Source organism: Parasphingopyxis sp., from assembly GCF_028279465.1.
Classification (GTDB): domain Bacteria; phylum Pseudomonadota; class Alphaproteobacteria; order Sphingomonadales; family Sphingomonadaceae; genus Parasphingopyxis.
In genome coordinates this window covers 794922-817300 of sequence record NZ_JANQNS010000015.1, presented here as the reverse complement: position 1 = coordinate 817300, position 22379 = coordinate 794922, and the positions used below count along the sequence as shown (strand labels likewise).

23 protein-coding genes are annotated in these 22379 nt (G+C 64.7%); 20 read left to right on the top strand and 3 right to left on the bottom strand.

Annotated features, from left to right (window positions below; genetic code table 11):
* The first annotated feature begins 61 nt into the window (after window positions 1-61).
* The gene (locus tag Q0974_RS13405) at window positions 62-1465 is read left to right on the top strand and encodes a nitronate monooxygenase (protein WP_299328458.1); all 1404 of its coding nucleotides are present in this window, start codon (window positions 62-64) and stop codon (window positions 1463-1465) included.
* Window positions 1466-1541: 76 nt separating this feature from the next.
* Window positions 1542-1901: a hypothetical protein gene (locus tag Q0974_RS13400; RefSeq protein WP_299328457.1), complete on the top strand. Its 360-nt coding sequence runs from the start codon at window positions 1542-1544 to the stop codon at window positions 1899-1901.
* A gap of 3 nt (window positions 1902-1904) precedes the next feature.
* Here Q0974_RS13400 and Q0974_RS13395 read toward each other — a convergent pair whose 3' ends face one another.
* Window positions 1905-3215 carry an ammonium transporter gene (locus Q0974_RS13395; RefSeq protein ID WP_299328455.1) on the bottom strand — a complete coding sequence of 437 codons (1311 nt, stop codon included), beginning with the start codon at window positions 3213-3215 and terminating at the stop codon, window positions 1905-1907.
* Between the two features lie 119 nt (window positions 3216-3334).
* Complete coding sequence (locus tag Q0974_RS13390; protein WP_299328453.1) at window positions 3335-4324, bottom strand: D-glycerate dehydrogenase; 990 nt, start codon at window positions 4322-4324, stop codon at window positions 3335-3337.
* Between the two features lie 115 nt (window positions 4325-4439).
* Here Q0974_RS13390 and Q0974_RS13385 point away from each other — a divergent pair, with 115 nt between their 5' ends.
* The 14 genes from Q0974_RS13385 to gspN all read left to right on the top strand — a co-directional run bounded on the left by Q0974_RS13385 (window position 4440) and on the right by gspN (window position 17087).
* Window positions 4440-4931: an SH3 domain-containing protein gene (locus tag Q0974_RS13385; protein ID WP_299328451.1), complete on the top strand. Its 492-nt coding sequence runs from the start codon at window positions 4440-4442 to the stop codon at window positions 4929-4931.
* A 130-nt stretch (window positions 4932-5061) separates the two neighbouring features.
* On the top strand, window positions 5062-5856 hold the full coding sequence (locus Q0974_RS13380; protein WP_299328449.1) for an A24 family peptidase: 795 nt from the start codon (window positions 5062-5064) through the stop codon (window positions 5854-5856).
* 85 nt (window positions 5857-5941) lie between these two features.
* The gene (locus Q0974_RS13375) at window positions 5942-6814 is read left to right on the top strand and encodes a type II secretion system protein N (RefSeq protein WP_299328448.1); all 873 of its coding nucleotides are present in this window, start codon (window positions 5942-5944) and stop codon (window positions 6812-6814) included.
* On the top strand, window positions 6811-8949 hold the full coding sequence (gene gspD / locus Q0974_RS13370) for a type II secretion system secretin GspD (RefSeq protein WP_299328446.1): 2139 nt from the start codon (window positions 6811-6813) through the stop codon (window positions 8947-8949). Before Q0974_RS13375 ends, gspD begins: the two co-directional genes overlap by 4 nt.
* Complete coding sequence (gspE, locus tag Q0974_RS13365; protein ID WP_299328445.1) at window positions 8946-10532, top strand: type II secretion system ATPase GspE; 1587 nt, start codon at window positions 8946-8948, stop codon at window positions 10530-10532. The genes gspD and gspE overlap by 4 nt, the downstream gene beginning before the upstream one ends.
* Window positions 10525-11766, top strand: coding sequence for a type II secretion system inner membrane protein GspF (gene gspF / locus Q0974_RS13360; protein WP_299328444.1), 1242 nt, complete (start codon window positions 10525-10527; stop codon window positions 11764-11766). The genes gspE and gspF overlap by 8 nt, the downstream gene beginning before the upstream one ends.
* A 23-nt stretch (window positions 11767-11789) precedes the next feature.
* Entirely contained in the window at window positions 11790-12257 is a 468-nt protein-coding gene (gene gspG, locus Q0974_RS13355) for a type II secretion system major pseudopilin GspG (protein ID WP_299328443.1), read from the top strand.
* A gap of 103 nt (window positions 12258-12360) precedes the next feature.
* Window positions 12361-12816, top strand: coding sequence for a GspH/FimT family pseudopilin (locus Q0974_RS13350; protein ID WP_299328441.1), 456 nt, complete (start codon window positions 12361-12363; stop codon window positions 12814-12816).
* Entirely contained in the window at window positions 12809-13183 is a 375-nt protein-coding gene (gspI, locus tag Q0974_RS13345) for a type II secretion system minor pseudopilin GspI (protein ID WP_299328439.1), read from the top strand. The genes Q0974_RS13350 and gspI overlap by 8 nt, the downstream gene beginning before the upstream one ends.
* Window positions 13180-13791: a type II secretion system minor pseudopilin GspJ gene (gene gspJ, locus Q0974_RS13340; RefSeq protein WP_299328437.1), complete on the top strand. Its 612-nt coding sequence runs from the start codon at window positions 13180-13182 to the stop codon at window positions 13789-13791. Before gspI ends, gspJ begins: the two co-directional genes overlap by 4 nt.
* Window positions 13788-14777: a type II secretion system minor pseudopilin GspK gene (gspK, locus tag Q0974_RS13335; protein ID WP_299328434.1), complete on the top strand. Its 990-nt coding sequence runs from the start codon at window positions 13788-13790 to the stop codon at window positions 14775-14777. Before gspJ ends, gspK begins: the two co-directional genes overlap by 4 nt.
* Complete coding sequence (gene gspL / locus Q0974_RS13330) at window positions 14774-15877, top strand: type II secretion system protein GspL (RefSeq protein WP_299328431.1); 1104 nt, start codon at window positions 14774-14776, stop codon at window positions 15875-15877. Before gspK ends, gspL begins: the two co-directional genes overlap by 4 nt.
* Window positions 15874-16359: a type II secretion system protein M gene (locus tag Q0974_RS13325; RefSeq protein ID WP_299328429.1), complete on the top strand. Its 486-nt coding sequence runs from the start codon at window positions 15874-15876 to the stop codon at window positions 16357-16359. The genes gspL and Q0974_RS13325 overlap by 4 nt, the downstream gene beginning before the upstream one ends.
* Window positions 16359-17087, top strand: a complete 729-nt coding sequence (gene gspN / locus Q0974_RS13320; protein WP_299328426.1) for a type II secretion system protein N — start codon at window positions 16359-16361, stop codon at window positions 17085-17087. Before Q0974_RS13325 ends, gspN begins: the two co-directional genes overlap by 1 nt.
* Here the strand turns inward: gspN and Q0974_RS13315 are convergent.
* Window positions 17072-18001, bottom strand: a complete 930-nt coding sequence (locus tag Q0974_RS13315) for an XdhC family protein (protein WP_299328424.1) — start codon at window positions 17999-18001, stop codon at window positions 17072-17074. The genes gspN and Q0974_RS13315 overlap by 16 nt on opposite strands.
* Window positions 18002-18093: 92 nt before the next feature.
* Between Q0974_RS13315 and Q0974_RS13310 the strand changes: the two genes are divergently transcribed.
* The 4 genes from Q0974_RS13310 to Q0974_RS13295 are packed head-to-tail and all read left to right on the top strand — an operon-like array spanning window position 18094 to window position 22353.
* On the top strand, window positions 18094-18924 hold the full coding sequence (locus Q0974_RS13310; protein ID WP_299328421.1) for a crotonase/enoyl-CoA hydratase family protein: 831 nt from the start codon (window positions 18094-18096) through the stop codon (window positions 18922-18924).
* A gap of 12 nt (window positions 18925-18936) precedes the next feature.
* The gene (locus Q0974_RS13305) at window positions 18937-19947 is read left to right on the top strand and encodes an NAD(P)-dependent alcohol dehydrogenase (protein WP_299328418.1); all 1011 of its coding nucleotides are present in this window, start codon (window positions 18937-18939) and stop codon (window positions 19945-19947) included.
* Window positions 19948-19970: 23 nt separating this feature from the next.
* Window positions 19971-21770, top strand: coding sequence for a gamma-glutamyltransferase family protein (locus Q0974_RS13300; protein ID WP_299328415.1), 1800 nt, complete (start codon window positions 19971-19973; stop codon window positions 21768-21770).
* Window positions 21771-21786: 16 nt separating this feature from the next.
* Window positions 21787-22353, top strand: coding sequence for a cupin domain-containing protein (locus Q0974_RS13295; protein ID WP_299328413.1), 567 nt, complete (start codon window positions 21787-21789; stop codon window positions 22351-22353).
* Window positions 22354-22379 lie beyond the last annotated feature (26 nt).

The window sequence follows — 22379 nt, the reverse complement described above, 5'->3', positions numbered from 1 at the left end:
AAAATATTCGCATCGCTGGTTAAAACACCCTATATGCGGGCGGAAACGGGTCGGAGATATCATGTTCAAGGGTTTGAACGGGATCAGTTACGGCGGACGCGACGTCCTGCCGTTGATCGAGGGCGGCAAGGGCGTTGCCGCGACCAATCATGCGAGTTCGGGCGCCTGGGCGGCCGCTGGCGGCATCGGAACGGTATCGGCCGTCAATGCCGATAATTATGACGCGGATGGCCGGGTCATCCCGCAGGTCTATCATGGCAAGCGGCGCGTGGATCGGCATGAGGAGCTGATTCAATACGCCATCGATGGGGCCGTCGCGCAGGTGCAGCGCGCGTTCGAGATTGCGAGCGGCAAGGGCGCGATCAATATCAATGTGCTCTGGGAAATGGGTGGTGCGCAGCAGGTGCTGCATGGCGTGCTCGAAAAGACCAAGGGCTTGGTTGCGGGTGTCACCTGCGGTGCCGGCATGCCCTACAAGCTCTCCGAAATCGCGGCCTCCTATCAGGTGCATTATCTGCCAATCATCAGCTCTGCCCGCGCTTTCCGGGCGCTTTGGAAGCGTGCCTATTCGAAGGCCGCGGAATGGCTCGGTGCGGTCGTTTATGAAGATCCGTGGAAGGCGGGCGGCCATAACGGCCTGTCCAATGCCGAAGACCCGCTAAAGCCCGAGGATCCCTATCCGCGCGTGAAAGCTCTGCGCGAGACGATGCGTACCGAAGGCATTTCCGATGACCTTCCGATCGTAATGGCTGGCGGCGTCTGGTATCTGCGCGACTGGGATCACTGGATCGACAATCCTGAACTGGGCCAGATCGCTTTTCAATATGGCACACGGCCGCTTCTCACCCAGGAAAGCCCTATACCGCAGGCCTGGAAGGACACGCTGCTCTCTTTGGAAGAGGGCGACGTGCTGCTGCACAAGTTTTCGCCGACCGGTTTCTATTCCTCGGCCGTTCGCAATGAGTTTCTGCAGAATCTTGAGGCACGCTCTGAACGGCAGATCGCTTTCTCGCTCGAGGCGGCCGGCGATCACCAATATCAGCTCGATGTCGGTGTGAAGGGCAAGAACTTCTGGGTGACGCGCGGCGATCTGCTGCGGGCGCGCGAATGGGATGCGCTCGGCTTTACGATGGCGCTAAAGACGCCGGACAATACGCTCGTTTTCGTGACTCCCGAAGAGGCTGCGCTGATCCGCAAGGACCAGGCCGATTGCATGGGTTGTCTCAGCCAGTGCCAATTCTCGTCCTGGAAGGACAAGGACAATTACACGACTGGCCGGCTAGCCGATCCGCGGTCCTTCTGCATCCAGAAGACGCTGCAGGACATCGTCCATGGCGGGCCGATGGAGCACAATCTGATGTTCGCCGGCCATAACGCCTTCAACTTCAAGACCGATCCCTTCTATTCGAACGGCTTCGTGCCGACGGTGAAGCAGCTGGTCGAGCGGATTCAGACCGGCGACTGATCGAAAACGCTTACCTGCCAGGTAATTGATACGCGGCGCACGGTGGGCAATCGCTATGGGCGAAGGAGCTTCGCCTATGGTCGATCGAATAGCTTGGGGTGTGTTGGCGCTAATCCACCTGTTGCCGGCGGTTGCGCTGGTCATGCCCGCGTTGATTACGCGGCTTTATGGCGTGCAGACAGACAGTGCGGTGTTTCCGCTACTGCATCATCGCGCGGCGCTATTCGCGGCCATTCTCTTGATCTGCCTATGGGCCGCCGTCGACCCCAATGTCCGGCGCATGGCCGTTGTCGCGACCGGCCTGTCGATGCTCAGCTTCCTTGCAATCTATTGGCTCAATGGGCAGCCGGAAACGCTGCGCACGATCGCACTGGCCGATCTGGCTGGCTTGCCGTTTCTGGCGTTCGTTGCTTGGCGTGCATTCGGAAGCGGCTGACGCCTAGTCCCAGTCCCAGGCCTTTTCGCCATGCTGCGATAGATCCAGGCCTTCCTGTTCCTGCTCTTTCGTGGCGCGCATGGGGAAGACCAGTCCGACGATCCACGCCAGTCCGGCAGTCGCGAAGATAGACCAGAGGGCGACGACGCCGATGGCTGTGAGCTGGCTGATCAACTGGCTCACCATCGTCGTGTCCGGAAGATACCCGGCTCCGCCAAGGCCCGGCGCCATCAGCACGGCCAACATGGTCGCGCCGAGCATGCCGCCGACGCCGTGCACCGCGAAAACATCGAGCGAATCGTCGATCGCGAAGCGCCGTTTGATGAGGCCGACAGCGGCGAAGCAGATGATGCCGGCGAGCAAGCCGAGCAGCAATGCGCCGCCGACGCCGACGACATTGGCCGCGGGCGTGATCGTTGCGAGGCCCGCGATGACGCCGGTTGCGACGCCGATGCCGGTCGATTTGCCGAAGCGGATCTTCTCGATCATCGCCCATGTGAGGGCTGCGGTGCTGGCGGCGATATGGGTGTTGATTATGGCCGATCCGGCCGCAAAATCCGCGACCAGACCCGAGCCGCCGTTGAAGCCGAACCAGCCGACCCAGAGCAACGCCGCCCCGGCCATGGTCAGCGCGGCGCCGTGCGGCGGGATCAGCTTCGCCGGGAAACCCTCGCGCCGGCCCAGCAGCAGCGCGACGACCAGCGCCGATACGCCTGCCGTCGTATGGACGACGATGCCGCCCGCAAAATCCAGCGCGCCGATCTGCGCCAGCCATCCGCCGCCCCAGATCATGTGTGCGACCGGAACATAGACGACCAGCAGCCAGAGCGCGGAAAAGGCCATGACCCAGCCGAACCGCGCCCGCTCCACCCAGGCGCCGACCATCAGCGCCGGCGTGATGATCGCAAAGGTCATCTGAAACAATACGATGCCCGATTCCGGAATGGTGGTGCCGGGAAAGACTTCACCGAGCCCGGACAGCATTGCGAGATCCAGCCCGCCGATGAAGGCGTTCCCCTCGCTGAACACAAGGCTGTAGCCGACCGTCACCCAGATCAGCGACGCCATGCAGCAAATGCCGAACACCTGCATGACGACAGACAGGAAATTCTTCGTGCGCACGAGCCCGCCATAGAAAAGCGCGAGCCCGGGCAGCGTCATCATCAGCACCAGCGCGCTGGCCGTCAGTATCCAGGCCGTATCGCCGGAATTGACGACAACCGGGGCTGGGGGGAAGCCGGGCTGCGCATGGGCTGCTGTAGTGCCGAGCAAGCCTATGACTGCCAGTACGCCACATCCGAGTATCCGGCCCATAACCACACCTCCCGTTTGCCCTGAGCTTGTCGAAGGGCTGTACTTTTTCTTTTCGATTAGAAGAAAGGGCAGGGCTTCGACAAGCTCAGCCCCAACGGTTTTTCTGTTCGGCTTTCACGTCACGCCCAGCCTTCCAGCACCTGATCGGGCGGGCGGTGGCCGTCGGCCCAGATGCGGATATTGGCGATCACCTTGTCGCCCATCGCTTCGCGGCCCTCGAATGTCGCCGAGCCGAGATGCGGCAGCAACACGACATTGTCGAGCGCCAGCAGCCGCTCGCCGATATGCGGCTCGTTTTCGTACACATCGAGCCCGGCGCCCGCGATCGCTCCCTGTTCGAGCGCATCGGTCAGCGCCTCTTCGTCGATAATCTCGCCGCGCGCCGCGTTGATCACATAGACATCCTTGCCGAGCAGCCCAAGCCGCTTTTCGTTCAGCAGGTGATGCGTGTCGGGCGTGTAGGGACAGTTGATCGAGAGGATGTCGATATCGGCGAGCATATCGTCGAGATTTTCGCGCCAATTGGCCTCGAGCGTCTGTTCGACGGCTTCGGGTAGGCGGCGGCGATTATGATAGTCGACCTGAATGCCAAAGCCGCGCGCGCGCCGCGCCACGGCCTGGCCGATCCGCCCCATGCCGACAATGCCGAGCCGCTTGCCGTTCACCCGATGGCCGAGCATACCGGTTGGCCCCCAGCCTTGCCATTCGCCGGCGCGGACGAGCTTCTCGCCCTCCGCCAGCCGGCGCGGGACGGAAATGATCAGCGCCATCACCATATCGGCCGTATCTTCGGTCAGAACGCCGGGCGTATTGGTGACGAGAATGTCGTGCGCGCGGGCCGCCGCCAGATCGATATGATCGACCCCGACGCCGAAATTCGCCAACAGCTTCAGCTGCGGCCCCGCGCTCGCCAATATGTCTGCCGTGATATCGTCAGTTACGGTCGGCACGAACACTTCGGCGCGCGCCACGGCGTCTTTCAGCTGATCTGCCGTCATGGGCACATCGCCGGCATTGAATTCGACGTCGAACAGTTCGGTCATGCGCGCTTCGACGTGGTCGGGAAGCTTGCGCGTAACGATGGTTTTCGGGCGTTCGGCGTGCGGCATCTCGACGGGGATTGCCGATTGCGCCGCGACGCGTCAAGCGGATCGCGGGTTGAAGCCGCGCCGATGCTTTGCTTAGAGATGGTTAAGGGTCATCGAAAAGGGGCGATGCGGACCGATGAGCGGTATAGTACGAGTTTGGATTCTGATCGTCGGCGCGATTGCGCTGAGCGTGCCCGAACAGGCGCCTGCGCAGGGCCGTGAAACGCCCTATTGGGCATCGATATCGGCCGGGCAGGCGCGGATGCGCACGGGGCCGGGGCGCAATTTCCCGATCAGCTGGCTCTATCAGCGCGCCGGGCTCCCCGTACGCGTGGTCGAAGTCTATGAGAATTGGCGCAAGATCGAAGATCCGGACGGCACGCAGGGCTGGATGCTCGTGAACCTGCTGAGCGCCGATCGCACGGCGATGATCGTCGGCGATATCCGACCCTTGCGCGAAGCGCCACAATCGGGCGCGCGCATCCGCTATCGCGCCGAACCCGGCGTGGTCGGCCGCATCCGCTCCTGCCGCCGGGGTTGGTGCGAGATCGATGTGCGCGGACGCAACGGCTATGTCGAAACCAGCCATCTGTTCGGCGTCGAAGCGGATGAGCGTGTCGACAACTGACCACTGAAAAGAGATCGTCATTGCGAGCACAGCGAAGCAATCCAGAGCCGCAAGCGATGGCCTTTTGCCGCTCTGGATTGCCGCGTCAGCCCGAAACAAGTTCGGGCTTCCTCGCAATGACGGATTCTAGATGATCGTGCCGGAACAATTCTCCGCTGTGCCGCCGCTATGGGCCGCGATATTCGGACTCATCCTCGGTGCCATTGTTGGCAGCTATCTCGCGACGCTCGCCATCCGTTGGCCGCAAGGGAAATCGGCGTCGCGCGGCCGATCGCGGTGCGACGCGTGCGGCCGTGTCTTGCGCTGGTACGAGCTGATACCGCTGCTCGGCTATTTGTTTCGCCGGGGCCGATGCGCCTCGTGCGGCGCGCGGATCGATCCGCTCCATCCGGCAATGGAATGTTTCGCCGCAGTCATCGGGGCGCTGTCGCTCGCGATGCATACGAGCCTTTATGGCCTTGCCGGGGCGCTATTCGGCTGGGCGCTGCTGCTGCTCGCTGTCCTCGATATCCGGCATTTCTGGCTGCCTGACCGGGTCACGCTGCCGCTGGTCCTGCTCGGCCTCGGCGCGGCATGGCTGACCGCCATGCCCGGCCTGATCGATGCAGCTATCGGGGCCGCAGCGGGGTTTCTGCTGCTTTTTCTGGTTGGCGCGGCCTATCGGGCCTTGCGAGGACGCGACGGGCTGGGCGGCGGCGACTCGAAGCTGCTCGCGGCGATCGGCGCATGGCTGGGCTGGCAGATGCTGCCATTGGTGATTTTGCTGGCAAGCGCCACCGGGCTGCTCGCCGTCGCGTCGAGCGCTCTGCGTGGCAAGGCTGTAGCGGCGACGGACCGGCTCCCTTTTGGCGCTTTTCTGGCGGTCGCGGCCTGGCCGCTCTGGCTCGCGCGGGACGCTCTGGCCGCCCTCATGCCGGGCCTGTGAGTCGTCAGTGTCATCGAAATGTCATAAAACACGTCATCGCAGTGTAACACTGAAGGCCTAGCGCGCACTTCTCGGGGATATTTTCATGCGCCTATCGCTCGATGCCCGTGCCCAGCGCTTGCTGAGACGGCTGCCGCGAACAAGCTGGTTTACCGTGCTGGAGATCGTGCTGATCTCCGTGCTGGCCGTGCAATGCGCAAGGCTCGTATGGGCGATTGCGACGCCGGTCGGGCCGGTGGGCGATTGGCGCAGCGATGCGGGCGTTCCGGCGCTTTCCGCACCCGATATGGCGCTGTTCGAAACATTCGATCCCTTTTTCCGGCTCGAGGGCAATGCACAGGCCGTCGTCACCGATCTCGATCTCAGGCTGTTCGGCGTGCGGCAGGATCAGGCGAGCGGGCGCGGTTCGGCGATCATCGCGCTCGCCAATGGCGAGCAGGACAGTTTCTCGGTTGGCGACGAACTGATGCCCGGCGTGACGCTGGAATCAGTGGATTTCGATTTCGTCACCATTTCGCGCAACGGCGCGAGCGAGCAGATATTCCTCGATCAATCGGGCAGTGCATCTGCCCCGCCGGCGCAGGCTGCGGCGTCACAATCCGCGGCATCGCAAGCCGCTGCGGCGCGCCCGGCTGCGCGTCAGTCCGCGCCCGCAACGCGGCGTCCGTCCGGGGAAACGATTACGCCGCGGCAATTGGCCTCTGGCACGCAGATTTCGCCGCGCCGCGAAGGCAACCGGGTGACGGGCATCATCCTGCAGCCGAGCGGCGATAATGCGGACGCGTTGCAGGCGGCTGGATTCGAGCCCGGCGATATCATCATCTCGATCAATGGCGAGCGGATTCAGGAAATGGGGCAGGCGGTCCGCTTTGCCAGCAATCTCGGCACCGGCGACGGTTTCGTACAAGTCGAACGCAATGGCGAGACCGTATCGTTTCGCGCAAGGGTAAGTGAATGAAAAAGATAACAACAATTCTCGCCATTGCCGCGATGATCGCGACGCCGGTGATGCCGGCAAGCGCCCAGCATGTGCTGAACCTGCGCAATGCCGATGTGCGCGCCTTTATTCAGGACGCTTCGCGCGTGACGGGGCGGACCTTCGTGATCGACCCGTCGGTAAGTGGCACGGTGACCGTGGTGACGGACCGGCCCCTGTCCCAGTCCGAATATTTCGAAGTGTTCCTGTCGACATTGCGCGCGAATGGGCTCGTCGCCGTGCCGACGGCGGGCGGTGCGCTGCGTATCCAGTCGACGGCGAGTGCGGCGGCGCAGCCGGGCGCTGTCGGGACGAACCGCGCGGGCAACAACGCCTTCGTCACCGAGATTTTCCGGTTGCGGAACATTCCGGCCTCTTCGGCGGTCGAAACGCTGCGGCCGCTGATCAGCCAGGAGGGTTCGATCACGGCGAATACCGCGGGCAATTCGCTCGTGATAGCGGACTTTGCGGACAATGTGCGGCGGATGCGCGCGCTGATCGAGCGCGTGGATGTGGATTCTAGCGCCAGCGAGATTGTCGCGCTCAACAATGCCGGCGCACGCGAGATCGCGGCGTCGCTGGCCGGGCTTGTGCAGGGCGGGGAGGGGCCGTCACCCGCCTCGGTCGTGCCGGTCGACAGTTCCAACTCGCTCGTGCTGCGCGGCGATCCAGCGACGATCGCGCGGATGGCGGCGCTGGCGCGCGAGCTCGATGCGCGGGCGGCGAGCGGCACCGAAATTCGCGTCATCTTCCTCGAGTTCGCCGATGCGGGGCAGATTTTGCCGGTGCTCGAACGCGTGACCGGGCAGGTCGGCGCGGTGTCGGCACAGACCTCGAGCGGCGGCGACGCGCCCAATACAGGCGAGGGCGGTGCCGCGCCGGCGGCCGATGCGGCCCCGGCAGGCGGACGGCCGGGTCAGCGCGTCATCGTGACCGGCTATGAGGGCGCCAATGCGATCATCATCTCCGCTCCGCCGGAAATGCAGCGGACGCTGGGCGAGCTGGTCCGCCAGCTCGATACGCGGCGCGATCAGGTGCTTGTCGAGGCGATCATCGTCGAGATTTCGGACGCGGCGGCGCGCGAACTGGGTGTGCAGTTCCTGTTCGGTGGCGAGGATGCGCCCTTCGCGGTGACCAATTATTCGAACGTCCAGCCGCGCATTCTCGATATCGCGGGCGGTCTGCTCGCCGACGAACTCGATCAGACGACGACCGTCATAAACGGCAATGTGGTGACGACGAGCAACAATTCTTCGGTCAGCGACCTGTTGCGCGAAAATGCGGCGCGCGCGGTGCTCGGGGCGCGGGGCGGCTTTCTCGGTTTCGCGTCCGAGCTGGGCTCCGACCTGATCTTCGGCGCGATCCTCAATGCCGTGCAGGAGGATACGGACTCCAACATCCTCTCGACGCCCTCGATCACGACGCTCGACAATCAGGAAGCGAGCATTCTTGTCGGCCAGGAAATTCCGGTGTCGACCGGCGAGGCGCTGTCCAACAATTTCGACAATGCCTTCCGGACGATCCAGCGGCAGAATGTCGGCATCGAGCTCGAAGTGCGGCCGCAGATCAACGCGGGCGGCGCGATCCGGCTCGATATTCGGCAGGAGGTCAGTTCGATTGCCGGGCCGGTGTCCGACGATTTCAACGAGCTGATCATCAACAAGCGCGAGATCGATACGACCGTCACCGTCAACAATGGCGAGATCATCGCGCTCGGCGGCCTGCTCGACGATAATGAGCGGCGCACGATCCAGCGCATTCCGATCCTCGGCGATATTCCGCTGATCGGCGAGCTGTTCCGCTCGCGTTCGCGGACGCGCACCAAGACGAACCTGATGGTCTTTATCCGGCCGACGATCCTGTCGAGCGCCGAGGACCGCCGCGCGGTCATGGAGCGCCGCTACGGCTATATCCGCGCACGGCAGTTCCTCGCCAATCCCGATCAGGAACCGGGCATCGATACGCTGGTCCGCCAGTATCTGGGCGTGACGCCGCCCGGCCGTCCGCCGCTCAACCCGGCGCCGATCGATCCGCGGATTATCGTGCCCGAAGTCAGCACGACGACCTCGACGGTCACACCGGTCGACATCCCCGAACCCGAGGAGCCCCAGCCATGATCGACATCCGGCGCGGCGATGAAGTGGAAACCGGCGAATTGGCCGGCCAACCGGCGATCGCGCTGGGCTCGGAAGAGGATGCGGCCCCGCTGCCGGGGCTCGACGTCAACATACCCTATAGCTTCGCGCGGAAGTTTGGCGTCGTGCTGCTCGATCCGGGCGAGGAAGAGGATCCCCGGTTCAAGGTCGCGCTGCGCGAGGGCGAAGACCCGCGCGCGCTGCTTGAGGTTCGCCGTTTTCTGAGCCGGCCCTTCGATGTCGAGATGGTCCCGCCCGAACGCTTCGATACGATCCTTTCCGAACGTTATGCCGTCGACGGACAGGCAGCCGCCGATGCGGCGAGCGGGATCGGCGATCTCGATATGCTGGCGAGCGATATCCCGACCGCCGAAGATCTGCTCGACAGCGCCGACGACGCCCCCGCCATCCGGCTGATCAATGGTATCATCGCCGACGCCGCGCGGCAGGGCGTTTCGGACATCCATATCGAACCTTATGACACGGGCCTTGTCGTCCGCATGCGGATGGACGGTGTGCTGCGCGAAACGCTGCGCATGCCGCCTCATGTCGCCTCGACCATCGTCAGCCGCATCAAGGTCATGGCGCGGCTTGATATTGCCGAACGCCGCATCCCACAGGACGGCCGCATTTCGCTGACGCTGGGCGGTAAACTGCTCGACGTGCGCGTGTCGACCCTGCCGAGCAGCGCCGGTGAACGCGTCGTTCTCCGTATTCTCGACAAGGATAATGCCGGGATCGGGATGGACGAACTCGGCATGCCCGAGCGCGTCGATACGATATTCCGCCAGGCGATCGCCGAACCCAATGGCATCATCCTCGTCACCGGCCCGACCGGATCGGGCAAGACGACGACGCTCTATGGCGGGCTGAGGCTGCTCAATGACGGCTCGCGCAATATCCTGACCGTCGAAGACCCGGTCGAATATGCGATCGAGGGTGTCGGCCAGACGCAGGTCAATCCGAAAGTCGGCCTCGATTTCGCGACCGGCCTGCGCGCGATCCTGCGGCAGGACCCTGACGTCGTGATGGTCGGCGAAATCCGCGACCGGGAAACCGCGCAAATCGCCGTGCAGGCCTCGCTGACCGGCCATCTCGTGCTTTCGACCGTCCACACCAACGATGCGGTCGGCGCGATCACGCGGATGCGGGACATGCAGATCGAGCCGTTCCTTCTCGCCTCGACGCTGCGCGCGGTCGTCGCCCAGCGGCTCGTGCGCAAGCTCTGCCCGCATTGTCGTGAACAGGTGCAGGCGTCGAATGCCGTGGCGGCGCTTCTCGGCTTCGATTCCGGCACGCCGATTTACGAGGCGCGTGGCTGCCCGGAATGCAACCATACCGGCTATAAGGGCCGGACCGGCGTGTTCGAGATCATCCGCATCGATGATGATATCCGCCGGATGATCAATGCCGGCGGCGATGAATCGCAGATTGCGCGCCACGCCTTTCTCCATGCGCCCAATCTCGGCTCGGCCGCCCGCGCGCTAGTCCGCGACGGCGTGACGACGGCCGAGGAAGCGGTGCGCGTATCGCGGATCGAGGAGCCCGAGCCGGTCGATGCCTAGTTTCGACTATCTGGCCCTCGACACGGCAGGCCGCGAAAAGCGCGGCACGGTCGATGGCGAGACGGAGGAGGCGGCGCGCGCCCGGCTCGACGCGCGGCGGCTCTATGTCGTGCGGATCGCGCCCGGGACTGGCGGCCCGTCGCGCGCCGCAGCCAATGATACGGCACCGCTGCTCAGCCGCTCGGTCGAGTTTCGCAATCATCTGTCGGCCAAGGAGCTGACCCTTTTCACGCGCCAACTCTCGACGCTCGCCGATGTCAGCCCGCTTGAGGAAGCGCTCCGCACCATCGCCATGCAGGCGGAGAAACCGCGCGTGCGCCGCGTGCTCGAAAGCGTTCATGCGGGTGTCGTCGAAGGCCAGCGGCTCGCCCGGGCCATGGAGCGCGAGAAGAAGAGTTTTCCGCCGCTCTATCGCGCGATGATCGCGGCGGGCGAGGGGTCTGGCGCATTACCGAGCATCCTTGCGCGCCTCGCCGACCTGCAGGAACGCCAGGCCGAAGTGCGCGGCAAGGTGCTGACCGCGTTGACCTATCCGATCATGCTCACGGTCGTCGCCATTGCTGTCGTCTTCGCGCTGATGATCTTCGTCGTGCCGCAGGTCATCGAGCAGTTCGACAGTGTCGGGCAGGAATTGCCGCTGCTCACGCGCATCGTGATCGGTCTCTCCAACTTCCTCGCCAATTGGTGGTGGGTGCTGCTCATCGTCATCGCTTTGGCGGGATTTGGATTGTGGCGCGCGCTGCAGAATCCGGACTTCCGGCTGCGTTTCGACCGGCGCGTGCTGCGCCTGCCGCTGATCGGCCGCCTGATCCGCGATCTCCACGCCGCGCGCATGGCGCGGACGCTGGCGACGATGATCGGCAGCCGCTTGCCGGTACTCGAAGGCCTGACATTGACCGCAAAGACTGTGCGCAACGCCGCGCAGCGCGAGGCATCGGAGGAAGTCGCCGAGGCCGTGCGGCAGGGCGGCAGCCTGTCGGCTGCGCTGCGCAAGGCCGGCATCTTTCCGCCGCTGCTCGTCTATATGGCGTCGAGCGGCGAAGCCTCGGGGCAATTGGACGTGATGCTCGAGCGCGCGGCCGACTATCTCGAGCGCGAGTTCGACGCGTTCACCTCCGCGATGCTCTCGCTGCTCGAACCTGTTATCATCATCGTGATGGGCGTGATCGTTACGCTGATCGTGCTCGCGATCCTGTTGCCCATCCTCCAGCTCAACACATTGGCTGCTGCGTGACGGCCGCCACATAGGGAATTGTCATGTCGCTTATCTCTTTCCTCCGCCGCCAGCTTGCCAAGAAGCGCAGCAACGAGGAAGGCTTTACGCTGACCGAGTTGATGGTCGTGCTGGTCATTCTCGGCCTCCTCGCCACGGTCGTCGTCATCAATGTGCTGCCTGCGGCCGATCAGGCCAATCAAACAAAGGTGCGTGCCGATATCAGCACGCTGGAATCCGCGCTCGAACAGTATCGGCTCGACAATATGACCTATCCGCGCAGCGAGCAGGGGCTTGAAGCGCTCGTGACCCCGCCGAGCGATCTTACCCAACCGCAGCGCTATCGCAGCGGCGGCTATATCCGCCGGCTGCCGACCGACCCCTGGGGCAATCCCTATCAATATAGCCAGCCCGGCACGCAGGGCGGTGGCGCGTACGACATCTTCACCTATGGCGCCGACGGCCAGCCGGGCGGCGAGGCGGAAAATGCAGATATCGGCAACTGGCGATGAGATGAGAAATCCGCTCACCCTGAGCTTGTCGAAGGGTCGTCCTTCTTTTCGTATCAAGTCGAAAAACAGAAGGGCAGGGCTTCGACAGGCTCAGCCCGAGCGGATGATTCAACGATCTGAAGAACAAGGATTCACCCTCACCGAGCTGATGGTCGTGCTCGTGATATTGGGAATCTTGGCCTCGACCATCGTTTTCGTCATGCCCGATCCGCGCGGGCGTCTGATCGACGAGGGCGAGGCCTTTGCGGCCCGCGCGCACGCAGCGCAGGAGGCAGCGATTGTCGAGATGCGGGATACCGCGCTCTGGGTGTCACCGGCCGGTTACGGATTCGAGCGGCATGACGGCGAGACATGGATGCCGATTGGCCGCCCCCCATTTCAGGATCGGCAATGGCCCGAAGGCACGGCCGTGACCGTGGCGCAGCAGGATGGGGAGCGGGCCCGGATCATATTTGATGCAACAGGACTTAACGGTCCGCTCGATGTTACGTTGGCGCGTGACGAGAATAGCGTCAGCATTGTCATCGGCGCCGACGGGACGATCCGCGTCGATGGGTAGGCGTGCCCATAGCGAGCGCGGTTTTACGCTACTGGAAATGCTGGTGGCGCTGGCCGTGTTCAGCATCGCTGCGCTCGCGTTGCTCAATCTGGAAACCGTAACGGTGACCAACACCAACCGTATTGCCGACCGCACGATCGGCCAGATCGTCGCGCGCAATGTCGCCGTCGAAGCGCTGACCGATCCCGCGCCGCCATCGATCGGCACGGAAAGCGGTGAAGAGCTGAACGGCGGGCGCGACTGGCAATGGACGCGCACGACCGGGCCGTCGCCCGAGGCGCGGATCCTGCAGATCGATATCGCGGTGACCGATGCGAGCGGCGACCGGGCCGCCGACCTCACCGTTTTCCGGTTCGCTGCGCAATGACGGGTCGGCGTTTCTCGCAGAGCGGTTTCACGCTGGTCGAGCTGATGGTGGCGCTGTTCATCTTTGGCATTCTATCGGCCGCCGGTGTCGCTTTGCTGCGTTTCAGCGCGGACTCGCAGGCCGCGTCACAACAGGCTCTCGCCGATATGGGCGGTATCCGGCGGATGAATGCGGCGTTGACCAATGATCTATCGCAGATCGCACCGCGCCCGGCGCGCGATGTAGCCGGCGCGCGGCAGAACGCCTTTTTTGGCGGTGGCGGCGCGGATGGCGATCTGCTGATCAGCTTCGTGCGGCGGGGCTGGAGCAATTATGAAGGCGAGGCGCGCTCCTCGCTGCAAAAGGTCGACTACCGGCTCGTCGATGGCGTGCTCGAACGGCGTGCCTATCCCTATGTCGACGGCGCCGAGCCGTTGCCCGGCGCGCAGCTCGTCTCCGGCATTGAGGCGATTACGCTCCGCTATCGCAGTGGCGGCGAGTGGCGCGAGCGCTGGGATCCGTCGCTGGCGACCGAGCTGCCCGACGCGGTCGAGCTGACCGTCGAGATCGAAGGCTTGGGTCCCGTCCGCCAGCTCTTCCAGACCGGCGCGGTGAGGTCCGAGATATGAGGCCGGGCAAGCCATCCGAAGAGGGCGCGGCATTGCTCGCCGTGCTGCTGCTCGTCGCGATCATGGCGGCGCTGGCGGCGGCGTCGCTCGAACGGTTGCAACTGGCGACGCGGCTTGCCGGCAATATCTCGGCGCTCGATCAGTCGCGGGCCTTTGCGACGGGCGCGGAATCGCTCGCCGTGCTTCGCATCAACGATCTGCTCGCGCGCGACAATAGCCGGACGACGCTTGCCGGAGACTGGATGGGACAGGAAACGGCCCTGCCGCTGCCGGGCGGCGGCGTGGCGCTCGCGACGATCTGGGACGGCGGCAATTGTTTCAACCTGAACAGCGTAGCGCGCGGGGAAGACCCGGCCGCGCTGACGACGGATCAGGTCGGCGTGATCCAGTTTTCCGCGCTGATGACGGCGCTGCAGATTCCGCGCGGCGATGCGGAGCGGATCGCCTGGTCGCTGGCCGACTGGATCGATGCCGATTCCGTGCCCGCGCGGCAGGGCAATGAGGATCGCAGCTATAGCCAGGCCGACACCGCCTATCGGACGGGCAATACGCTCCTCGCCGAGGTTAGCGAGCTGCGCGCGGTTGCCGGGGTGACGCCCGCCTATTATGAGCGGCTGCGTCCGTGGCTCTGCGCGCTGCCGACCACCGAATTGTCGCCGATCAACGTCAACACCCTGCTGCCCGAACAGGCCCCGCTTATCGCTATGCTCCTGCCCAACCGCCTCGATGCCAATGGCGCCAGCCAGGCGATTGCCGCGCGCCCGGAAACGGGCTGGACCAGCATCGCCGATTTCTGGAGCCAGCCGATACTCGCCAATCAGGAGCCGATGAGCGAAGTGATCGGCCAGCCGCAAATTCGCACCCGCTATTTCCGGCTCGAGTTGGACGTACGGCTCGGCGAAGTCGAATTGCAGCAATCGGCGCTGATCGATGCGAGCTTCACGCCCGCGCGCATCGTCTCGCGGCGCTGGGGGCGCGACGAGTGAGCGCGCGCTATCTCGTTATTTTTCTCGGCGACGAACCGGGCTGGATGCGGATCGCCGACGGGCGGACACTTGTGCGCCGGTCCGGCCTCGATGACGTGCCCGCAGCCGATGAAGATAGCGATGAGCCGGAACGGGTTGCCCTCGTCGTGCCGGGCAGCGAAGTTGCGCTGCATTGGGCCGAGATACCAGCGACGCTCGCCCCGGCCCAAGCGCGCGCGGCGGCGCGCATTATGGCGGACGAAGTAAGCGCCGAACCCCTGGAGGCGCAACATATCGCCGCCGGACCGGCGGATGAGGACGATGAGCGCTGCCTCGCGATCGTCTCGCGCGAGCGGATGACGGCGTGGCTGGCGGAGGCCGAAGTGCTCGGCCTCGATCCCGATCTCGTTATCCCAGAACCCTTGCTGATCGCGCCGCCCGAAGCCGGCGTGCGCACGCTGCGGCAGGCGGGCATGGATGTGGTGCGCGGGCCGAAACGCGCCTTTGCCGCGGAACCCGATATTGCCGCGCTGCTGATCGGCGATGAGGCCATAGAGCCGATCACGGCGGAAGATGTCGAGCGCGATCTCGGGAGCACGCTGTCGGAGCCGCCGCTTAATCTGCGCCAGGGCGATTATGCCAAGCGCCGACGCTGGACGATCGATGCAGGCTTCATCCGGCGCGTCGCGCTGCTCGCGGCGACGATCCTGCTCGTCACCCTGCTGATCCAGCTGACGATGATCGCGCGTTACAGCTTCGGCGCCGATGCGCTTGAACGCGAAGTGGCGGACCGCGCGCGCGATGCGATTCCCGGCAATGTCGAGATCGGCGACCCCGACGCCCAGCTGCGCGCGCGGCTGGCCGAGCTCGGCGCAGGGCCGGGCTATGGCGAACTGGCGAACGCCGCCTTTGGCGCGGTCCGCGATACGGCCGGCGTCGAGCTGCAGTCGATCATCTATGCCGCGGATAACAGCCTGCAGCTGACCGCCGCCGCGCCGGGCCAGCCGGAACTGGACGCGCTGCAGCAGCGTATGGCGGCCGCCGGCTTGCTCGTTACGCCGGGCGGCGTCCGCGATGGCGGCGGACGGCAGATCGCGGACTATGTGGTGAGGGCGCCATGACGGAGCGGCTGAAGGCATGGTGGGCGGGCCTCAGCACCCGCGAACGCTGGCTGGTCGGTGTGGCGGGCGGTCTCGCCGTCATCGTGCTGAGCTGGCTCCTGATCGTCCGCCCGATCGATCTCATGCGCGAATCCGCCAAGGCGCGGCACGATGCGGCTGTGATGGCGCTGGGGCGGGTCGAGGCGCGGGTTGCGGCTATTGAAAATGCAACCGCCAGTCCGCCGCCCAGCGTGTCCGGCCGGATCAGCGATATCGTGACGGCTGAAGCCGTGCGCGTCGGTTTCACGACCACGCAGACCGAACCAGCGGGCACCGACGGCGTGCGCGTCATCATCGCCGCGGTGCGCCCGCAAACCTTCTTCGCCTGGGTCGCCGATCTCGAAACGCGCATGGGCCTCCATGTCGATGCGCTGACCGCGCGGCCCAATGCGGACGAAACGCTCTCGGTGGACGTCACATTCCGGCGGGGAGGGCAGGGCTGATGCGGATCGCGCTTTTCAGGGGCCGGACCATCTTGTTTCTGAGCATCTTCGTACTGGCCATGCTGGTGCTCATCCCGATGCGACTTGGCCTTGACTGGCTCGGCATGGACGACCGCGGCATCGCCGCGCGCGAAGCGCAGGGCAGCGTCTGGAACGGCCGCCTGGTCGAAGCGCAGTTCGGCGATGCGGCGGTTGGCGATGTCGATGCGGGCCTCGGTTTCTTCCCGCTGCTTGTTGGCCGGGCGCGGGTGGCGATGGCGCGCAGCGGCGTCGATGCCGATCAGTTCGGCGGCTTTCGCGGCGCGATGAGCGTTTCGGGCAGCGATTTCGGGCTGGACGATATGGAGGCGGCCTTGCCCGCCGCAGATCTGTTCGCGCCGCTGCCCGTCAGTGCGCTTGAGCTTGAAGATGTGACCGTCCATTTCGAGGATGGGCAATGCGCGACGGCCGAAGGCATTGTACGGGCGCGCATGGGCGGCAATATGGGCGGTATCGCTCTGCCCGATGCTTTGTTCGGCAATGCGCAATGCGATGAGGGCGCGCTCCTGCTGCCGCTGATCAGCCAGAGCGGGATGGAGCAGCTCGATATCCGGATCGGCGCGAGCGGCGCCTATGCTGCCGAACTGCGGATGATGGCCGTCGATGACGAAATGCGCGAGCGTTTGCGCATGGCGGGCTTCGCGCCGGGCCCGAGCGGTTATGCGCTCGGCATTCAGGGCGACTTCTGAGCAAAGGCGGCTACCATGCCGGCCGCAATTGATAGCGCGATCTCGGCCGGGCCGACACTGCCGATATCGAGACCCGCCGGGCCATCGATGCGCTGAAGATCGCTGTCGTTCACGCCCGCGTCGTGCAATCGTTCGAGTCGCGCCGCATGGCTTTTCCGAGACCCGAGCGCCGCGATATAGGATGCGGGCGTCGCCAGCGCGGCGATCAGGGCGGGGTCGTCGATCTTCGGGTCATGACTGAGGACGACAATGGCGGTGCGCGCATCGGGTTTGTGCGCGGCGATTGCCTCGTCTGGCCAGCGATCGTCACGTGTGACGTCGGGGAACCGGTCTTCGGTGAGGAACGCCGCACGCGGGTCGATGATGACGGGGGCGATGTCGATTTCCGCCGCAATCCGCGCCAGCGATTGTGCGATTTGGACCGCGCCGACGATCAACAGTCTGCGCGGCGGTTCGTAGCGGTTGATCCACCCCGCTTCGTCACTGCTTTGCGCGATCCGCGTAACCCCGCTCCCCAGATCGGTCGCCGTAAAGAGCTTTTCGCCCGACCGGCGTGCCGCATTGATTGCGGCGAACAGGCTTGGCGGAAAGCCGTCCGGCCCGACCGGCTGCACGAGGATTTCGATCTCGCCGCCGCAGGGCAGGCCCGCCTGCCATGCCGTCTCATTTTCGACGCCGAAGCGCAGCCGGCGGTATCGGCCATCGGCGATGACCTCGCTGGCGGCGTGCAGCACATCGCCTTCGACGCAGCCGCCCGATACCGACCCCTCGAAGCGGCCATCGTCATGGATCAGCATATGGCTCCCCACGGGGCGCGGCGCGGAGCCCCAGGTGCGGATGACCGTCGCGATGGCGAGGCGGTTGTCCCGCCATTCGCCATGCCGCGTGATCATCGTCTCCAATTCGCCTTTCATCCGATCTCTTTGCGCGAGGCGGCGATCAAAGCGCAAGCGGCTGTTGCGCGTCCGCGCGCGGCTGTGCCACAGTTGACGTAAAGGAGAACCTGATGACCGAACGCGTAACCATTGCCATCGACGATGCAGGCGTCGCCGATGTGCGCCTCAACCGTCCCGAAAAGATGAACGCTCTCGACCCCGCCATGTTCGACGGGATCGTCGATGCGATTGAACGGCTCGAAAGCGACACGAGCGTGCGCGCGGTTGTGCTGTCGGGCGAGGGCAGGGCCTTTTGCGCGGGCCTCGATATGGCGAGCTTTGCCGGCATGGCCCAGAAGAGCGCCGCCGATAATGACGATGGCGACGAGGATGGCGCCGACCGGCTGATGAAGCGCACCTATGGCGATGCGAACAAGTTCCAGCAGGTCGCCTGGGGCTGGCACACTTTGCCGGTACCGGTGATCGCGGCGGTGCATGGCGTCGCCTTCGGCGGTGGCTTCCAGATCGCCTGCGGCGCCGATATCCGGGTGACCGCGCCGGACACGCGCCATGCGATCATGGAGATGAAATGGGGCCTCGTGCCGGACATGGCCGGCATCCCGATCGTGCGCAATCTCGCGCGTGACGATGTGGTGCGTGAGCTTTGCTACACGGCGCGGATTTTCGACGGGGCCGAAGCGCTCGATTATGGCTTTGCGACGAAACTTTCGGACGATCCGCATGCCGATGCGATGGAGCTCGCGCATGAGATCGCCAGCAAAAGCCCCGATGCGGTGCGCGCGAACAAGCGGTTGCTCAACATGTCGCGGGACCAGCATGCGCCGGAAATCCTGATCGAGGAATCGCGCGAACAGGCGGGCGTGATCGGCAAGCCCAATCAGATCGAGGCGGTGATGGCCGGGATGGCCAAGCGCCCGGGCAACTTCAAGGATGTCGCCTAAAGGAGTTCAGGCATGAAAGCTGCAACGCTGAAAAAGCCCGGCGGGCTCGACAATATCGTCATCGCGGACCGCGACCAGCCCGAGGCCGGTCCGGGGGAGATTCTTGTGAAGGTCGGCGCGAATTCGTTGAACTATCACGATTATGTCGTTGCACTGGGCGGTATTCCGACCGTCGATGGGCGTATCCTGATGTCGGACGGTGCGGGTGAGGTCGTGGCGGTCGGCGAGCGGGTTTCGGGATGGAGCGCAGGCGATCATGCGCTGTCGGTATTTTTCCCGGGCTGGGCCGACGGGCCGGGCGAAAATGAGAAGCGCCTCGGCGTGCCCGGCGATCATGCCGATGGCTTTGCGGCCGAATATGTGGCGGCGCCGGCGCATGCCTTTACGAAGGCGCCCAAGGATTACAGTTTCGCCGAGGCCGCTACCTTGCCCTGCGCGGCGCTGACGGCGTGGCGTGCGCTGTTCGTCTCCACGCAGACCAAGCCCGGCGATATCGTGCTGGTGCAGGGCTCGGGCGGCGTCTCGATCTTCGCGCTGCAATTCGCGAAAGCCGCGGGCGCGACGGTGATCGCGACCTCTTCGTCCGGCGAGAAGTTGGAGCGGCTGACCGAACTCGGTGCCGATCACGTGATCAACTACAAGGAAAACGCCGATTGGGGTAAGGCCGCGCTGCAATGGACGGCGGGGCGCGGCGTCGATTCCGTCGTCGAGATCGGCGGACCCGGTACGCTGACGCAATCCATCCATGCCTGCCGGACGGGCGGGCATATCGGGCTGATCGGCGTGCTGACCGGGTTGTCCGGCGAAGTGCCGACCGCGCTCTTCTTCCAGAAAAACCTCGTGATGACGGGTATCACGGTCGGCAGCCAGGCCGACCAGCGCGACATGATCGCCGCCATCGACGCCAATGGCATCAAGCCGGTGATCGACACGCATTTCCCGCTGGATCAGGTCGCCGATGCCTTCCAGCATCAGGCCGCGCAAAAGCATTTCGGCAAGATCGTGATCGATATTCCGGGCTGAGCCCGCACAGAAGGGGACGCACCATGGGAAAACCGATTCTGGCTTGTGCCGCCGCAGCGGCTGCGGCATTGATCTTTGCACCTGCCGCGATCGCACCAGCGCAGACCGAAGAGGTGGCGGCAACGGCGTCTATCGGCGCTGGCGGGCGGCCGGTCGGGGCGGCATGGTCCCGCAGCCCGGTCTATGCGCAGAACGGCATGGCGGCGACCGCCCATCCGCTTGCGAGCCAGATCGCGATCGACATCCTGCAGGCCGGCGGCAGCGCCGTCGATGCGGCAATCGCGGCAAACGCCACGCTCGGCCTGATGGAGCCGACCGGCAACGGGATCGGCGGGGATCTCTTCGCCATCGTCTGGGATCCGGAAACCGAACGGCTCTACGGCCTCAACGCTTCGGGCCGCAGCCCGATGGGCCAGAGTTACGACGATCTGCGCACAGCCTTGGGCGATGCGACGTCGATCCCGCCGCTCGGCCATCTGCCGGTTAGCGTGCCCGGCGCGGTCGATGGCTGGTTCGAGCTGCACGGTCGCTTCGGGCGGCTGAGCATGGAAGATATTCTCGCACCGTCCATCGCCTATGCTGAGAACGGGCATCCGGTCGCGCCGGTGATCGCCCATTATTTCCAGCGCAACCTCGCCGCGTTCGAGCAGCGGCTCGAGATGATCGGCGAGTTCGACAATGCACGCGCCACCTATTTCGCGGACGGCGCGCCCGAGGTTGGCGAGATTTTCCGCAACCCCGATCTGGGTGCGACTTATCGCGCGATCGCGGCGGGCGGACGCGAAGCCTTTTACGAGGGTGAGATCGCGCGCACCATCGACGCCTATATGCGGCGGATCGGCGGCGCCCTGCGCTACGAGGACATGGCCGCGCATGAAAGCGAATGGGTCGATGTCGCCTGTGTCGAGTATCGCGACGGTTACGAGCTGTGCGAGCTGCCGCCGAACAGCCAGGGTTTCGCGGCGCTGCAGATGGTCAATATCCTGCGCAATGTCGATCTCCGGCAATGGCCGCGCGGGTCCGCCGAAGTGCTGCACTATATCACCGAGGCGAAGCGGCTCGCTTTCGAGGATGTCGCGCGTTTCTACGCCGATCCCGCTTTCAGTGATATTCCGATCGAGGGTCTGCTCTCCCAAGAATATGGCCAGCGCCGCTTTGCCGAGATCGATCCGGCGCGCGCCAATCCGGCGTTTCAGCCCGGCGATCCGCGGATCGAAGGGGAAGGGGACACGACCTATCTGACGGTCGCCGATTCCAGCGGCATGATGGTGAGCCTCATCCAGTCCAATTATCGCGGCATGGGTTCCGGGCTCGTGCCGGACGGGCTCGGCTTCATGTTCCAAGATCGCGGCGAGCTATTCTCACTCGATCCCGATCATCCCAATGTCTATGCGCCGGGCAAGCGGCCGTTCCAGACGATCATTCCGGCCTTCGTCATGCACAACGACCAGCCCTATATGAGCTTCGGCCTGATGGGCGGGTCGATGCAGCCTCAGGGTCATGTCCAGGTGCTGATCAACATGGTCGATTACGGCATGAACGTGCAGGAGGCGGGCGACGCCGCGCGGATCAACCATGGCGGCGGCCGTGCACCGACCGACGATCTGGAAGGCACGGGCGCGGACCTGCTCGGCACGCTAAACGTCGAGGCGGGTATTCCGGAAGAGACCGTCGAACAGCTGCGCGCCATGGGCCACAATGTCGAAGTCGTGACCAACGGCATCATGTTCGGCGGCTATCAGGCCATCGTCCGCGATCCCGAAACCGGCGTCTATGCGGGCGCGACCGAGATGCGCAAGGACGGACAGGCCGTCGGTTACTAGAGCAAAGGACACGCCCATGGACCTCCCCCCGATGCGCCGGATCGTGACCGGTCATGACGAAGACGGGAACGCGATTTTCCAGAGCGATGGCGCGCCAGATCGCGTTGTCGCGGTCGGCGGAGACGATGGCGCTGTGTTCCACGAAATCTGGAATACGCGCGCCACGCCTGCGCCCATCGATGCGGCGTCCGGCGAACCTGAAGAGGCTGGCATCCAACTCGCACCGCCAGCCAATGGCACGCGTATCCGGGTGGTCGATTTCCCGCCCGACGCCGTGCGCGGCACCGACATTTCGCCCGAAGAGGCCCGCGCCGCCTTTGCCGAGATGGGCGCCGAAGACGCTTCGACCCATAGCGGCGATGACAGCCGTCACGCCTTCATGCACCGCACCGAAACGATCGATTACGGCATTATTCTGTCAGGCGAGATCACGCTGATTCTCGATATCGGCGAACGCGTGGTGAAAGCCGGCGACATTGTCATTCAGCGCGGCACCAACCATGGCTGGTCGAACCACACCGATCAGCCATGCCGCGTCGCCTTCGTGCTCGTGGATGGCAGTTTCGCTGAAGAACTCGCCTAGGGTTTTCTGACTGGTAAGGTCGCTTT